Origin of the sequence: Vibrio sp. AIC-3 (assembly GCF_013114515.1) — a bacterium.
GTDB lineage: Bacteria > Pseudomonadota > Gammaproteobacteria > Enterobacterales > Vibrionaceae > Vibrio > Vibrio crassostreae_C.
Genome location: NZ_VTXG01000002.1, coordinates 81,839 through 96,978, shown reverse-complemented (window position 1 = coordinate 96,978; position 15,140 = coordinate 81,839). Strand labels below are relative to the sequence as shown.

Below are 15,140 nucleotides of genomic sequence, written 5' to 3'. Positions count from 1 at the left end.
TCGTTTAAGAATTTGATAACAATGACTTAGTGAACCATTCTAAAAAGAAATAGAAGAAAAGGTATGAGATGAAAGGAATCATATTCACCGAATTTTTAGAGCTTGTTGAAGACAAGTTTGGGTTAGAGCTTTTGGAAGAAGTTCTAGAGATGTCAGAAGATGAAGGGATCTACACATCTGTCGGAAGTTACGACCACAAAGATCTGGTTAAACTCATCATTAATCTGAGCAAAAAAACCGATATAGATGCAGCAAGCTTGCAACGCGTTTTCGGGCAGTCCGTATTTAAGAACTTATTAGCCTCATTGCCGAATAAAGCGAGCCTTGCTCACAGCAATACCACCTTTCAATTTATTCAGCACGTAGAGCGCTACATTCACGTTGAAGTGAAGAAGCTTTATCCAGATGCTGAGCCACCTGAATTCAGTTTTATCACCACGACCGAAGCACAACTTGTTTTTGACTACAAAAGCGCAAGATGTATGTCTCATGTTTGTTTAGGGCTTATCGAAGGGTGCGCTGAATACCACGGTGAATCTATTGCGGTGGAGATGACGCCACAAAATGATGACCAGAGCGTGGTTAGGTTTAATCTCAAAGTAGAAAAGTAATATGGATCTGGCATCTGCCCTAGAGAAGAAGCTTAAGCGTCAAATCGCGGCAAGAAAAGCGGCTGAAGGATTGTTGGAACAGAAGAGCCTCGAACTGTTCGAGGCTAACCAACAACTTGAGCTTGCTTTGCGTCAGTTAGAAAAGCGCTCCAACGCGAATATACGCCGCATTGAATTCCAAGAACAAATCGACAACCTGTTGATTGATTTTGGGCGCGCGTTTCTAAGAAATGATCTCGATGATGTCATGTTATCTGAACTAACGACCAACGTGACTAACAGTTACTTAATCGAAGCCAGTCGTTTGATTCTACCTCCCAAGCTCATCCCTCAGTTACAGACCTATGATTATGGCGATGAGACTGTCGAGGTGTTAGAGCAAGACATTCAAGAACCTCATTGGCAAGACAACCTACTGACCGTGCCCTTAGAGGTTGAAAAAGTCATAGTTGGTGCGTTAATCGTCAGAGTCAGATTGTTAGACCAAGACTACGAGTTTATCCAAAGCCAACTGTTGTTGGTCACGGACCTTATCTGCAGTGCCTTAACCCATCAACTAGCAATCAACCGAAATATTGAATCACGTAAACGAGCGGAAGAGTCCGAAAGGGCAACGCGTGATTTTGTGGCGATGATTAACCATGAGTTAAGAACTCCACTTAATGGCTTACTAGGCAGTGCCGAGTTGATCAGTGATACCGAACTGAATAGCTCTCAGCGTGAGATAGTGAACAACCTGAGCCAATCTGGAGAGTTTCTCCGAACCATCATTAATGATCTATTGGATTACAGCAAAATCAATGCAGGGATGTTGGAGCTTATTCCAAAGAAATTTGCCCTACGTGATTTGAGAAACACGATTGAAAGTATCTTCGTCAATCGCGCGATTGAGAAGCAGATCGAATTTAATATCAGTGTCGCATCTAACGTACCTTCTCATTTCCAAGGCGATTTAGAACGTATCACGCAACTGTTTGTAAACTTAATCGGTAATGCGATCAAATTTACAGAAGAGGGGCACGTCAATGTCGATATTGAGTGGGAGAAAAACCAGTTTGTATTCTCAGTGGAAGATACTGGGGTAGGCATTGCCGAATCTGCACATAAGACGCTGTTTGAACCTTTCACACAAGCTGACAACTCAAGTAGCCGAAATTATGAGGGCACTGGGCTTGGCTTAGCGATTTGTCGCAAGCTGGTGGCTTTGATGAATGGCGTGATTGGGGTGACCAGTGTTGTTGGCTCAGGCACTACGTTTACCATCTCGATTCCTCTTCAGGTTGTCGATGTACCAGCAGAGAGTGATAGTGTCGCCAGAGGCTTTGAATCTGAAGTCGAATTGTCACTGCTTAAAGTGCTGGTGGTTGATGATATTAAGATGAACCAGATCATCATCCAACAAATGTTACGTAAACATGAGATTGAACCTGCTACCGCGAGCAATGGTGTAGAAGCTTTTGAGCTTGCTTCAGATAATGAATACGACATTGTTTTCATGGATTGCAGAATGCCCGTCATGGACGGATTTGAAGCGACAGAGAAACTTAGAGATAAGGGGTACGTTAAATCTATTGTGGCACTCACCGCCGGAACGACGCTGGAAGAACGAGAACGTTGTATTCAGTGCGGAATGGATGACATTCTTAGTAAGCCTTACACAGCCAACGATCTTAAAGAAATGCTCAAGAAGTGGGGTGTTGCGCCTGCGAAAGTAACTTAGCGCTTGTTAGCTAAAGTAGCTTAGAGCTTGTTAACTAAAGTAACCTAGAGCTTGTCAATTAAGCCTCGCTAGTTAGAAAGTGGTCATTCACATGCTCTGGCACAGAGACTAAAAAACCGAAGTGATCTTACGATTCTTCGGTTTTTTTATTTCGGCTTCTTCTTATATAGAGCTTTCGCTGGCCGTTAAGACGCGAAACTGTCAGTTAATGACGTTATGCTTAACATTCCTCAAGCACAGGTAGGATACGACTTAGTTTATCCAACGTCTCTTGGTACTCAGAAGCGCAATCACTATCAAATACCACACCACCGCCAGCCCATGCATAAAGCGTATTGTTCTCTGCCACTAACGTACGAATAGTAATGCTGGTGTCCATTCTGCCATTTCGGCTGATGTAGCCAATACTGCCGCAGTACGCTGAACGTCGATGCGGTTCTAACTCTTCAATGATCTGCATTGCACGAACTTTCGGAGCGCCGGTAATCGAGCCACCAGGGAAACAGGCTCTCAATAAGTCAGTCGCTGAGTACTGAACATCCAATTCTGCTCTAATGGTGCTGACCAAGTGGTGAACGGCAGGGAAACTTTCAATCTCAAACAATTTAGGGACGTGAACCGAGCCTGGCTTTGCGACTCTACCGATGTCATTGCGCAGTAGGTCGACGATCATCAGGTTTTCTGCCTGATCTTTTTCTGCTGCCGCTAAGTCTTGAGCATTGGCATCATCAATCATAGGGTCTTCAGAACGAGGGCGTGTGCCTTTGATCGGTTTTGTTTCAATGGTGCCACTATTGAGTTCTAAGAATCGTTCAGGCGAAACACTGATGATTGCGCAGTCGGCCAAACGGATGAAGCCAGAAAAGGGCGCCGAGTTGTATTGTTCCAATTTGTCATAGGCTAGCCATTCACTGCCTTGGTATTGGGCATTGAAACGCTGAGCCAAGTTAATCTGATAGCAATCGCCGGATAACAGGTACTCTTGAACACTATCGAATTTCGTTGCGTAGTTCTGTTCGCTCATGTTGGATTTCCACGGTGTGGTTAATCCAAAGGGCGCATGTGTTCGTTTTGACGGAGCCAATTGTTGCATCAGCCAATCATGATGTTCATCGATATTGCTGCCGACAATACACGCCGTTTTTAATTGATGGTCAACGATCACAGCCCACTCATACAAACCAACCGCCATGTCTGGTGCTTCAATGTCTCGCTTTGCGAGTGAAGGAAGTGTTTCAACTCTTCGCCCCAAATCATAACTAAAGTAGCCTAATGCACCGCCAACGAATGGCAACTCAACATGCTCTTTCGTTACAGGCAATAACTGTTGCTGATATTGGTCGAGTAGTTCGAAAGGATCGGAGTCTGAAACCTCGCACTCTTCATTAACATTAACGGTCGTTTTTGCACCGACTGTCTCAAAGGTGGCGATGGGTTGAGCAACTAAAATATCGTATCGACTATCAACGTGGCTTTCTGAAGCTGAGCGTAATAGCATTGCCCACGGTAGGTTTTCAATATGGGAAAACAGCTGTTTAGCTAAAGTTGATTGATATTCAAGCGGCTTGATTTGGATAGAGCGAAATTCGTTGTTATTCATTTGTTTAATTTGTGACAAAGAGTTCGATCACTGCATGGCGTGTGAGAGGAAGCAAGAGTATCATAAATTGAAAATAAAATGGGTTCTTGATTAGAACGGTGTAATACAAGTGGTTTAGTTTACAGCTATGCAAGCGATTGCTAAAGCAACTAAATACAGCTCAACACAATAAAAAGCTAAGCCAATTAGGCCTGAACAGTCAAACCATGAACCCACATGGAACCAGAACAATAAAGAGGCATGCAATGACGGTTATTCGTAAGCAAGATGTGATCAGCAGTGTCGCTGACGCACTTCAGTACATTTCTTATTATCACCCTTTAGACTTTGTCCAAGCCCTAGAAAAAGCGTATGAGAAAGAAGAGAGCCAAGCAGCAAAAGATGCTATCGCTCAGATTCTGATTAACTCGCGCATGTCTGCGGAAGGCCATCGTCCAATTTGTCAGGATACGGGTATTGTTACTTGTTTTGTGAACATCGGTATGGATGTTAGGTGGGAAACGGATCAAACAGTACAACAGATGGTTGATGAAGGCGTTCGTCAAGCTTACAACAACCCAGATAACCCATTGCGTGCATCTGTCCTAATGGACCCTGCAGGTAAGCGTATTAATACCAAAGACAACACACCAGCGGTTGTCCACATTAATATGATTCCAGGCAACAAAGTTGAAATTCAAATCGCGGCTAAGGGCGGCGGTTCTGAGAACAAAACCAAGATGGTTATGCTGAACCCTTCTGATGATATTGCAGAATGGGTAGAGAAGACGCTGCCAACAATGGGTGCAGGCTGGTGTCCACCGGGTATGCTAGGTATAGGCATCGGCGGTACGGCTGAGAAAGCAGCTGTGCTAGCGAAAGAATCTTTGATGGAACACATCGATATCCAAGAGCTTATCGAGAAAGGTCCTGAGAACGCAGAAGAAGAGCTTCGCCTAGACATCTTCAACCGTGTAAACAAGCTAGGTATTGGTGCACAAGGTCTTGGCGGTCTAACGACTGTGGTTGACGTAAAAATCAAAACAGCACCAACACACGCAGCATCTAAGCCAGTTTGCTTAATCCCGAACTGTGCAGCAACGCGTCACGTTCACTTCACACTAGATGGCAGCGGCCCAGCAGAGCTAACGCCACCTAAGTTAGAAGAGTGGCCAGACATCACTTGGGAAGCGGGCGCAAATACACGTCGTGTTAACCTTGATGAAGTGACTAAAGAAGACGTACAAGAGTGGAAGACCGGCGAAACGGTTCTTCTGTCAGGTAAGATCTTAACCGGTCGTGATGCTGCTCATAAACGTATTCAAGGCATGCTAGAAAGCGGCGAAGGCTTACCAGCCGGCGTTGATTTCAAAGGCAAGTTCATTTACTACGTGGGTCCTGTTGATGCTGTAGGTGATGAAGCGGTAGGTCCTGCAGGCCCAACAACTTCAACACGTATGGATAAGTTCACTGACATGATGCTGAACGAAACTGGCATTATGGGCATGATCGGTAAAGCGGAACGTGGCCCTGCAACGGTTGAATCAATCAAAGAGCACAAAGCGGTTTACCTAATGGCGGTTGGTGGTGCAGCTTATTTAGTTGCAAAAGCAATTAAAAAAGCACGCGTTGTTGCGTTTGAAGATCTCGGTATGGAAGCGATTTACGAGTTTGAAGTTGAAGATATGCCTGTAACGGTAGCGGTTGACTCTAACGGCGTGAACGCACACCAGATCGGCCCTGACACGTGGAAAGTGAAGATTGCTGAAGCTGAGAAAGCGTAATTAATCGACGCCAAAAAATCGTAATTGTCGCTAACTTCAGCGTTTGAATTGCAATTTTTGACAGAAAGTTAAAGACAAAAGTGCAGCATTATCTGCACTTTTGTCTTATTATCAATGATATAGTGATAAACACATAGTTTGATATAAGAACATAGGAGAGAGGAATGCCTCGTTTTATTCAGATCCTACAGATTATCTTGGCAGTGGTGATTGGTGCTTTTGTTGGCTACGACCTGATCTTGAAAGGGATCAGTATCTTTGATAATAAATACGTGACGATTACATGTGCGCTTTGGCTAATTGCAGAGATTGCACTGTTTGTTATCTACAAGTTGATTGAAGACGATTAGACGTCGGATATCGTGCAAAAATTCTAAAGCCCCTGATTATGAATGTAGTCAGGGGCTTTTATTCATCAAGCATTAAGAATGTGTATTGCATACTCATCAACATAAGCAAAAGCATACAAACTATCCCAACGGGGAAAGAACATAGGCTTGCCTTTCTATTATCATAACCAGCTAGCCTAACTATCACGGAGTCGTTCAAATGAAACACCTAACTCAAGAAATGAGTGACTTTATAAGCAGAGGAACGGATTCTCATATTCGAGTAGCGGTCACGGGGCTCTCTCGTGCGGGTAAGACAGCATTCATTACTTCGCTGGTTAATCAGCTTCTTCATACGTCTACCCACAAAAACTTGCCACTGCTTGCATCTGCGAGAGATGGAAGAATTATTGGCGCAAAGCGCATCCCGCAACACAACATGATGATTCCACGCTTCTCTTATGATGAAGCGATGGAGTCGTTGAATGCACAGCCACCAGAATGGCCGGTACCAACGCGTGATGTCAGTGAGATTCGTTTAGCCATCAAATATAAGCCTGCGAAGGGCGCAAAGAAGCTACTGAGTAAAAATAGCACCCTTTATCTCGATATTGTCGATTATCCAGGTGAATGGTTGCTTGATTTGCCGTTACTGGATATGGACTTCGATACCTGGAGCCAATCTCAGTTTGCCGCATTGAAAGGCGACAGAGAAACTTACTCGCAACAGTGGAACGTAATGCGTGGTGATATCGATTTGCTAGCAGAAGCGGACGAAAAGAAACTGGTCGCGATTGCCGATAGCTACACCCAGTACCTGCATACTTGTAAAAGTAACGGGTTGCATTGGGTTCAACCGGGTCGATTCGTATTACCCGGTGAGCTTGAAGGCGCACCTGTGCTGCAATTCTTCCCGTGTATCGCACCTGAGGGTAAGTTTTCAAAAACAAGTAATTACGCGGTACTGAAAGCGCGTTATGAAGAGTATCAACAGAAGGTCGTCAAAGCGTTCTACAAGAATCACTTCGCGACGTTCGACAGACAAATCGTGTTGGTGGATTGCTTACAGCCACTTAATGCGGGCTATGACTCTTTCATGGATATGCGTGGCGCGTTAGAACAGTTACTTAAGAGCTTTAAGTACGGTCGAAGCAATATCTTAAGACGTTTATTTGCGCCGAAGATCGACAAGATCTTGTTTGCAGCCACCAAGGCTGACCACGTGACACCAGATCAGCATCCGAACTTGGTGTCACTGTTACAACAGATGGTGCATCCGGCTTGGCAACAGGCGGCATTTGAACACATCGACATGAGTTGTATGAGCATCGCGTCTATTCAAGCGACCAGCGCGGGCTATATCTCGTCGGGTTCAGACAATGTTCCGGCGTTGCAAGGTGTGACTTTGGATAATGTCCCTCAAACCATGTATCCGGGAGAGGTGCCGCGTAAGTTGCCCAATAAACAGTATTGGGAAACCAACCAGTTTGATTTCACGAGTTTTAGGCCGATGGAGCAACATTCCGATGAGCCTTGCCAACATCTAAGAGTCGACAAGGTTTTAGAGTATCTCATTGGCGACAAGTTGAAGTAATTGAGGCAATCAAAATGAGTGAATTAAAAACAAAGCAGGTCTTTAATGAACCGTTGAAGACCTTTTTTGATGAGCAAGACAAGACCGACGTTGGCCCGGATTTAGGTGCTCAACAACTGTTCACAGAGCAAGAGAAATTTGTCCCTGTCGCACCGCAAGTGGAAGCCGAACTTGATGGTGAAGCTGAGCAGCAATTGGAACAAGTGATTCGACCGAGCAAAAAGAAGAAGTGGTTTGGAACGGGTTTATTGGTCGCTTTTTCTGGCCTAGTTGGATGGCAAGCAATTGAATCGGTCATTACCGCAATTCAAACTGCTGATTGGCTTGCGTTAGGTTGGGCAGGCTTTATTGCTGCCATTGCTTCATTGGGTTTAGGCGCAATAGGCAAAGAGCTGTGGAAACTGCGTTCACTTAAAGATCACTTTAGTGTGCAAGAGCAGAGTGAAGAGCTACTCCAAAGTCAAAGTGTCGGCAAGGGCAAAGCGTTCTGTGAAAACATCGCCAAGCAAGGCGGCATTATCGCTGAGTCTCCTTCGTACGATAAGTGGCGAAACAGCATTAACCCTGCACACAGTGATGCAGAAGTGTTGGATATGTACGATGCGTTAGTCGTGAGTCAACAAGACAAAGTAGCGACTCAAATCGTCACTAAGTTTTCGACCGAATCGGCGGCTTTGGTCGCGGTGAGTCCATTGGCGGCGGCTGATATGTTGCTGGTGGCTTGGCGAAATTTCACCATGATCGACAAGCTTGCTGATGTGTATGGCATTGAGCTTGGCTACTGGTCTAGGATTAAGCTATTTAAATTGGTGTTAATCAACATGGCAGCAGCGGGAGCCAGTGAACTCGCAATTGATGCAAGTATGGATCTCGTCTCGATGGATCTTGCAGGCAAAGTCTCAGCTCGAGCAGGGCAGGGGCTAGGTGTTGGTATTCTTACTGCAAGACTGGGTCTAAAAGCCATGACATTGCTTCGACCTATGCCTTGGCATAACGAGAGAAAAGTAAAACTGGCAGACCTCCGCAAAGCCGTCCTTTCAGAAATAAAGCGTATCACTCTCAAATAAAGCATTTAAAGCTCAATAGTTTGAGAAGAAGAGTAAACATATGTTTACTCTTCTTCTTGACTGAACTCAGAGCTTAATCCACACTACTGTCAACTTATCCTGACACCTATAATAGGACTATTTGTGCGTCTTGAAGTATTGTGTGAAGACAGACTCGGCTTAACGCGTGAGTTGCTCGATATCTTGGCCTCAAAAAGCATTGATTTAAGAGGAATCGAAATTGATGTTAAAGGTATTATTTATCTAAACTGCCCTGATATTGATTTTGATGCTTTTAGTGAACTTATGGCTGAAATTCGCCGAATTTCAGGTGTGAAGGATGTACGTAAAATCCAATTTATGCCAAGCGAAAGGCATAACACAGAGCTGATTGCTCTGCTGGCAAACCTACCTGATCCTGTGATTGCGATTGACCTTAAAGGCTCAGTCGATATGGCTAACCACGCCGCATTGAGCCTCTTCAACAAACAAGAAGATGAAGTCATCGGTGAACCGCTCGCGACGTTTGTTCCTAGTTTTAACTTTGCTCGTTGGATCGAAGGCGATGTAACGCGCCATCGTGAAGTTGTCGTGTTGGATGGCTTAGATTTCTCTATTGAGATCCTGCCGATTTACCTTGGTGGTGATGTCAACGAAGCGGTACTGGCAAGCGCAGTAATGACGATTCGTTCTTGTAATCAAGAGATGAACTCGCCAGATTCAATCCCAGAACAGAACAACCTAGGTTTTGAACACTTTGTTGGTGTCTCTAATCGCCATAAAGCCTTGATCAGCCAAGCTAAGAAATTGGCTATGCTGGATCAGCCTCTATTAATTGAAGGCGATACAGGTACGGGTAAAGAGATGCTGGCGAAAGCGTGTCATAACCGTTCAAATCGATCGTCTTTCCCATTCTTGATTCTAAGCTGTGCATCGATGCCTGATGACGTAGCGGAAACGGAATTGTTTGGTCATGCGCCGGGTTCATTCAACCATGAGCAAGGTCATAAAGGCATTTTCGAGCAAGCGAATGGCGGTACGGTATTTTTAGATGAAATTGGCGAGATGAGCCCGCATCTTCAAATCAAGCTGCTGCGTTTCCTACAAGATGGTTCATTCCGTCGTGTTGGTGAAGAAGAAGAGATGCACGCGGATGTTCGTATTATTGCATCAACGCGCCACCGTCTTTCTGAATTAGCCGACTCGGGTTCGTTCCGTGAAGATTTGTTCTACCGCTTGAATGTACTGACTCTGTCTATTCCAGCATTGCGTGAACGCTCAAACGACGTAGCGCCACTGTTGGAACTGTTCGTTGCAAAGTACGCGCAGCAGTTAGGTATGTTAAAACCAAAACTGACTCAAGAGTTAGTCGACCAGCTTGGTAATTACCAATGGCCGGGCAACATTCGTCAGTTAGACAACATGGTTCTACGCGCACTAACAGAGTTGGATTCAGACACGCTAACGGTTGAGCAATTCCACTTGCCACAGCTTGAAACAATGACGGCTGGAATGGCGAACCTGAGCTTAGACGGCTCGCTCGATGAGATCATGAAAGACTATGAATCTCAGATTCTAGAGAAGCTTTATCAGTCTTTCCCATCAAGCCGTAAGCTAGCAAAACGTTTGAATGTTTCTCATACCTCAATTGCGAATAAGCTTCGTGATTACGGTATCAGAAAGAACTGATCGAATAAGAACAAGATTATGGAAGATTTGAGTACACCAGAGCGCATTTATAAGCATGATGGTAATCTGATTCTACGCACGGCTGAAATCGATGATGCTGGCATGATCAGCGAGTACTTTCAGGTTAACAGAGAGTATCTGAAACCTTGGGAACCGATTCGCGAAGACGCGTTCTTTGATAGAGCGAGTTGGGCGCAGCGACTGATCAAGTTAAACGAGCTTCATAAAATGGGGCTAGGCTATTACTGTTTACTGATTAACGCTGACTCTAATGAAATGTTAGGCACCATATCGTTCAGTAATTTGTCTCGTTTCCCGTTCTACGCTTGTAATGTCGGTTACTCATTGGCGCAAAGTGCACAGGGCCACGGTTACATGCGCAGAGGTTTGAACATGGCCAAAGACTACATGTTTGATGTGCAGAACATGCACCGCTTAATGGCGGGCTACATGCCTCACAACGAACGCAGTGCTGGCGTATTAGAACATCTTGGTTTTGTCCGAGAAGGTTTTGCTAAAGACTACCTACAGATTAACGGTAAATGGGAAGACCATATACTGACAGCATTAGTTAACCCAAATTGGGAAGATAGACGCGTTATTTAGCGGCAATATTGCTAAGACGTAGTACTAGTTAAAGGCAAATAGCTTTTAAACGTAAACAAAATTTAGACGCAGCGTATATCAAGCTTTGCTAATCGCCGCTGCATCAAAAAGAACAGATAGGCATGGTAAATCCATCAGCCTGAGCAGATATTTGAGGAATTTTGATGTCATACACAACTTTGGACGAATACCAAAGAAAATGGATTTTCACACACCAGTCAATGCCGCTTCCGGCAGAGGACTTGGAAAAGATTAAGCCAATGACACAGGCGAGAGCATCTCAGTTCTGGAAAGAGAACGTGAGCCCTCAAAGCCCAGACGCAGAACGACTGAGCTCGCAAGACTGGCCAAGCAAAGCATCGAACTGGAATGAAGAGATCAGTTGGATGGCGCATTGGGAAGCGGATGAGCCTGAAATGCCAGAAGAGATTCTTAACTTTATTGATTGGCAAGATGACGTAACTGTTTATTTTTGTTACGAAAAGTACAATGTTCTTGAAACCAAATGGGCGATTTTCAAGAAGCATTGGAAGAACTTCTTGTTCTACGATGATGGCCCGATTCTAATCGGTCGTCGTCGTTCAGAAGCCCTTTGGTTTGCTACCAATGGCAAGGTGAAAATTGGTAACCGTGCTTAACCTCGGTGTGATTTAATCGAGCTAGTGCTGGTAATCCGAGCAACAGATAGATAAACAAAAAGCGAGCATCGAGCTCGCTTTTTTTGTGCCTAATGATCTTCGAAGATCATGGGGAAAGACCCACTATTTGAGCCCAACTAAAGGTGACCATATCCACTCATTTAAAGCGAGTGAATTACGAAATTGAGATCGCTATCTCATTGGGTTAGTTGAAGTTTCATGGGGTTGAGCTATCTTTATATTACTGCCTTAGTGGAGGTGAAGTATTATGATTTGGGATACTCTCGAACGTGTAAATAAACTTCGCAAGGAAGCAATGGAGGATCCAGAGTTTTTGGATTCAGCAAAAATGCATGAGGAATGGCTTTTAAGCGAAACTCATAATCAATCGAACAAAGGAGCAAAAGAGAATAAACCGAAAAAACTATCTGACATTTATGAAAATACGGATTTTCCTATCAACCCAACTGGAACCAAACATTAACAATGATGAACTGCAACACGGCTAAGGCTCTTAACCAAAAAGCTATAAGTCGATTACACATACCAGCCTTAAGCCACCAATAAAAAAGCCACTTTCAACGAATCGAAAGTGGCTTTTTCTTTTCTTGCTAGCTTCTTTACCATTAGCAACGAAAGCTAATCGTTTTCAAACCTAGTTATTGATTAGGCTTAATCCGCTTGGTAACGCATCACCAAACACACGCTTAGATTCACTCTCAGAAAGCTCAGTCACTTCACTCACTAGTGTTAACCATGAGTCAGGTACCTTGCTTTGCTTAAGTTTCTCAATCACTTGATTGCGATAGTCGTCAGAGATATCAAACTGACGGTCACCGGTTTTTCGACAAATCATCACCGCTGCGAAGGCGATCATCTGCTCTTTCTGCCAGTTCTGTTCAAGCAGTTTTGGTAACCACTGTTCAGCTTGCTCTCTAGGAATTACGCTGTGTTGGCTGCCATACAAAGGCGTTCTTGATGCTAATCGTCCTAGCGCCCACCAGTGAGCCTGTTCAAATTGGTTATGGTTGATCGCTTTGCTTAAGAACCAACTTGCCAGCAGCACTTTGTCTTCAACCTCAAGTTGCTCAAGTGACGCCGCTAAACGGACCATGGCTTCATAACCATTATCTTGCGCATCTTTGGCTGTCTTAGGGTTCTTCATTGCACCTGGGTGAAGGTATTTAGCGATGTCAGCCAAGATACTCTCTTGCTGCTCTTGGTTTAGCCCACCAGCGACACGACGCCAGAATACCCACCAGTCTGTCCAGCCTTGGTGGTTCTTGAACTGAATGTTCTGTTGGTAAAGGCCCCAAATCTGTTCGATACGCCATGAGTCAGTCGGATCGCCAAAGCCAGGACGTAGCGAGTATCCCGCCAAACGTAGCCAGTTCTTCTCGTGTGCTTCTGAGCGGCGACGACGTTTACGACCTAATGAGAAGGTATCAAATAGATGACGAAGGGTCGTGAAGTCCCATTCATCGCGTTTACCTAGTCGCTTCTCAAGATCTTTCGATAGTGTTTTGATCTCTTTCGATTCAGCACTCTTCTTGTTGCCGCTGTACAGGCGAGAAATCAACTCCTTACACTCTTCCAATCTTGGGTGAAGCGCGGAGGTATCAGATTCATCGCCTTGCTTGTTTCTTACTTCAAACTCAAGCAACCAACGCTTAGAGTCATCTTCTATACTCACACACTCCATTTTCAATGTGCCGACTTCGGTTAACTGACAAGCGAGCAGTACTTCAACACGCTCTTTTTGGTTGGCTTGAAGTTCTGCAGTACCTGAGCCTTCCAGCGTAGAAATATACGGTGGGAGAGGGGAGAACAAGTCGGCATCCACATTGACCATCACACCGTTTTGAATGGCGGTGTCATGAGCAATTTGATCGTGTGTTGAAGTCAGAAGATTAAATCGTACTGGCTCACCTAAAGTCAGCGAGAAACGACGGCTGTTCAAGCGTATCTCTTGGCCTTCTTCGGTTCCTTTGGCAAGCAGACAAAGCGCTTTACCCATCTTGTTTTTCTCTTGCAGATGCAAGAAGTAAGAACGGGCAGCACCGCCACCGATTTTCAGCTGTGCACCGCGGCGTGCTTTACCAAAGGCAACCGCGCCAAGGGCAACAGACCAATCTGGATGAGGGTTATCAAGCACTGTGATAGGAGAACCGTTCCAGTTGCCCAGTAGCTGAGTAATTCGCTCTGTTACCAGTTCACTGTTAAACACACCACCATTGAGCAGCACGCCAACTGGAATTGCAGGTTTGGTGTCATCGAACTCAATCGAGTCTGAGTTTTCTAATGCGGCTTTAGACACTTGTTGGTGTGTTGCTAGGAATTCTGCAACGTGCTTACTCACTGCAGGGTCAGCCACGTAAGGCAGACCAAACTCAACCACTGCACTGCGGCGTTTGTCGGGTGTTTCAGTAAACTCAGAAAGCGGGAAGAAACCTTCCAATGCGATTTGATGAACTTCTTGTTTGGTTAAGCCAATACTCTTAGTACCGCCAAGTAGCTTTGAACCGCTGCCCAGCATGGTGATCTTCACATCATCGGGTGCATTGGCAGAAAGTAGGCTCTCTTTTGCGGCGCGAGTTTGTTGAATTAGTTTGGTTAGGCTAGAAGCATTCAGCTTTTTGTTTTGATTGAAGCGTTGCTCTGCAAGGTGAGCAAGCGCTAAATCGAGGTTGTCACCACCGAGCATCAAGTGTTCTCCAACGCCAATACGGTCGAGTGTGAGCTCGTTATTACCGTCGGTGTTCGCATCGAATTTGGCTTCAATTAAGCTTAAATCGGTGGTACCACCGCCAACATCACACACTAGAATCAGCGGAATTTGTTGAAGTTCATCTGCTGCGGTTTGTTGGTGACGGGCATACCAGTCATAACAAACGGCTTGCGGCTCTTCGAGTAATAGAATCTTACCTAAGCCCGCAAGTTCTGCCGCTTCGAGTGTCAGCTTACGTGCTGTCTCATCGAAGGAAGCCGGAACGGTAACCACAACATCTTGATTTTCCAGCTTGTTGCTCGGGTTACGGTAGTTCCATGCTTGGCGAATGTGGTTGAGGTAGCTTGCACTCGCCACAATTGGCGAGACTTTATCGACATCAGCTGCGCCAGCCCAAGGCAGAATGTCGGAGTTACGATCAACCGCTTGGTGTGATAGCCAACTCTTAGCACTCGATACTTGGCGGCCTTCAACCTTAGCGCCTAATTCACGAGCCCATTCACCGACGATAACGTTCTTAATATCGCCTTCAACGGGGCTTGGTTCCCACGGCATCGTCAGGTCAGAAGGGGAGATTTGACCTTGTGCTGGGTGGTAACGAAAGGATGGGAGTAAGGGCTTGCGAACCACTTCACCGGGGCCGATGAGTTGGTCAATATCGAAAAGAGAAACGGGGGCATGTTGTAGGTCGTCGTTGATTTCACAGTAAGCGACAACCGTATTGGTTGTACCTAAGTCAATGCCGACTAAAAAACGAGGAGTTGCCATACAAAACCTTATTCTTCCAGAGTGATGACCAGTTTTTTGATAGCTTTG

General features: G+C 45.1%; 12 protein-coding genes. 10 read left to right on the top strand and 2 right to left on the bottom strand.

Translation table 11 applies throughout. The annotated features are described in order from the left end of the window. Positions 1-68: 68 nt before the first annotated feature. Positions 69-611 (top strand): heme NO-binding domain-containing protein, encoded by a 543-nt coding sequence (locus F0229_RS02060; protein WP_017065424.1) that lies wholly within the window; start codon positions 69-71, stop codon positions 609-611. A gap of 1 nt (position 612) precedes the next feature. Then, on the top strand, positions 613-2,331 hold the full coding sequence (locus F0229_RS02055) for an ATP-binding protein (RefSeq protein WP_171732135.1): 1,719 nt from the start codon (positions 613-615) through the stop codon (positions 2,329-2,331). Between the two features lie 220 nt (positions 2,332-2,551). On the opposite strand, the gene pabB is transcribed toward F0229_RS02055, so the two are convergent. After that, positions 2,552-3,931 (bottom strand): aminodeoxychorismate synthase component I, encoded by a 1,380-nt coding sequence (pabB, locus tag F0229_RS02050; RefSeq protein ID WP_108112165.1) that lies wholly within the window; start codon positions 3,929-3,931, stop codon positions 2,552-2,554. A 245-nt stretch (positions 3,932-4,176) separates the two neighbouring features. Between pabB and F0229_RS02045 the strand changes: the two genes are divergently transcribed. From F0229_RS02045 to F0229_RS02010, 8 genes are all read left to right on the top strand, one after another. Next, entirely contained in the window at positions 4,177-5,694 is a 1,518-nt protein-coding gene (locus tag F0229_RS02045; protein WP_102320448.1) for a fumarate hydratase, read from the top strand. Between the two features lie 164 nt (positions 5,695-5,858). Then, positions 5,859-6,044, top strand: coding sequence for a hypothetical protein (locus F0229_RS02040; RefSeq protein WP_004734731.1), 186 nt, complete (start codon positions 5,859-5,861; stop codon positions 6,042-6,044). Between the two features lie 199 nt (positions 6,045-6,243). Next, positions 6,244-7,617 (top strand): YcjX family protein, encoded by a 1,374-nt coding sequence (locus F0229_RS02035; protein WP_017065428.1) that lies wholly within the window; start codon positions 6,244-6,246, stop codon positions 7,615-7,617. 14 nt (positions 7,618-7,631) lie between these two features. After that, a complete protein-coding gene (locus F0229_RS02030) occupies positions 7,632-8,684 on the top strand; it encodes a YcjF family protein (protein WP_171732134.1) in 1,053 nt (350 codons plus the stop codon). A gap of 123 nt (positions 8,685-8,807) precedes the next feature. Beyond that, the gene (gene tyrR, locus F0229_RS02025; RefSeq protein WP_136974821.1) at positions 8,808-10,352 is read left to right on the top strand and encodes a transcriptional regulator TyrR; all 1,545 of its coding nucleotides are present in this window, start codon (positions 8,808-8,810) and stop codon (positions 10,350-10,352) included. A gap of 18 nt (positions 10,353-10,370) precedes the next feature. After that, complete coding sequence (rimJ, locus tag F0229_RS02020) at positions 10,371-10,958, top strand: ribosomal protein S5-alanine N-acetyltransferase (RefSeq protein WP_017065430.1); 588 nt, start codon at positions 10,371-10,373, stop codon at positions 10,956-10,958. Between the two features lie 164 nt (positions 10,959-11,122). Next, positions 11,123-11,596 (top strand): DUF2947 domain-containing protein, encoded by a 474-nt coding sequence (locus F0229_RS02015; protein ID WP_017060433.1) that lies wholly within the window; start codon positions 11,123-11,125, stop codon positions 11,594-11,596. 268 nt (positions 11,597-11,864) lie between these two features. Beyond that, entirely contained in the window at positions 11,865-12,080 is a 216-nt protein-coding gene (locus F0229_RS02010; protein WP_017065431.1) for a hypothetical protein, read from the top strand. Between the two features lie 171 nt (positions 12,081-12,251). Here F0229_RS02010 and F0229_RS02005 read toward each other — a convergent pair whose 3' ends face one another. Continuing rightward, the gene (locus F0229_RS02005; protein ID WP_171732133.1) at positions 12,252-15,092 is read right to left on the bottom strand and encodes an Hsp70 family protein; all 2,841 of its coding nucleotides are present in this window, start codon (positions 15,090-15,092) and stop codon (positions 12,252-12,254) included. Between the last annotated feature and the right edge of the window lie 48 nt (positions 15,093-15,140).

Bases quoted from the DNA above. Each gene is read 5' to 3' on its own strand.
- F0229_RS02060 (WP_017065424.1), top strand. From the start codon at position 69: ATGAAAGGAATCATATTCACCGAATTTTTAGAGCTTGTTGAAGACAAG.
- F0229_RS02055 (WP_171732135.1), top strand. From the start codon at position 613: ATGGATCTGGCATCTGCCCTAGAGAAGAAGCTTAAGCGTCAAATCGCG.
- pabB (WP_108112165.1), bottom strand. From the start codon at position 3,931: ATGAATAACAACGAATTTCGCTCTATCCAAATCAAGCCGCTTGAATAT.
- F0229_RS02045 (WP_102320448.1), top strand. From the start codon at position 4,177: ATGACGGTTATTCGTAAGCAAGATGTGATCAGCAGTGTCGCTGACGCA.
- F0229_RS02040 (WP_004734731.1), top strand. From the start codon at position 5,859: ATGCCTCGTTTTATTCAGATCCTACAGATTATCTTGGCAGTGGTGATT.
- F0229_RS02035 (WP_017065428.1), top strand. From the start codon at position 6,244: ATGAAACACCTAACTCAAGAAATGAGTGACTTTATAAGCAGAGGAACG.
- F0229_RS02030 (WP_171732134.1), top strand. From the start codon at position 7,632: ATGAGTGAATTAAAAACAAAGCAGGTCTTTAATGAACCGTTGAAGACC.
- rimJ (WP_017065430.1), top strand. From the start codon at position 10,371: ATGGAAGATTTGAGTACACCAGAGCGCATTTATAAGCATGATGGTAAT.
- F0229_RS02015 (WP_017060433.1), top strand. From the start codon at position 11,123: ATGTCATACACAACTTTGGACGAATACCAAAGAAAATGGATTTTCACA.
- F0229_RS02010 (WP_017065431.1), top strand. From the start codon at position 11,865: ATGATTTGGGATACTCTCGAACGTGTAAATAAACTTCGCAAGGAAGCA.
- F0229_RS02005 (WP_171732133.1), bottom strand. From the start codon at position 15,092: ATGGCAACTCCTCGTTTTTTAGTCGGCATTGACTTAGGTACAACCAAT.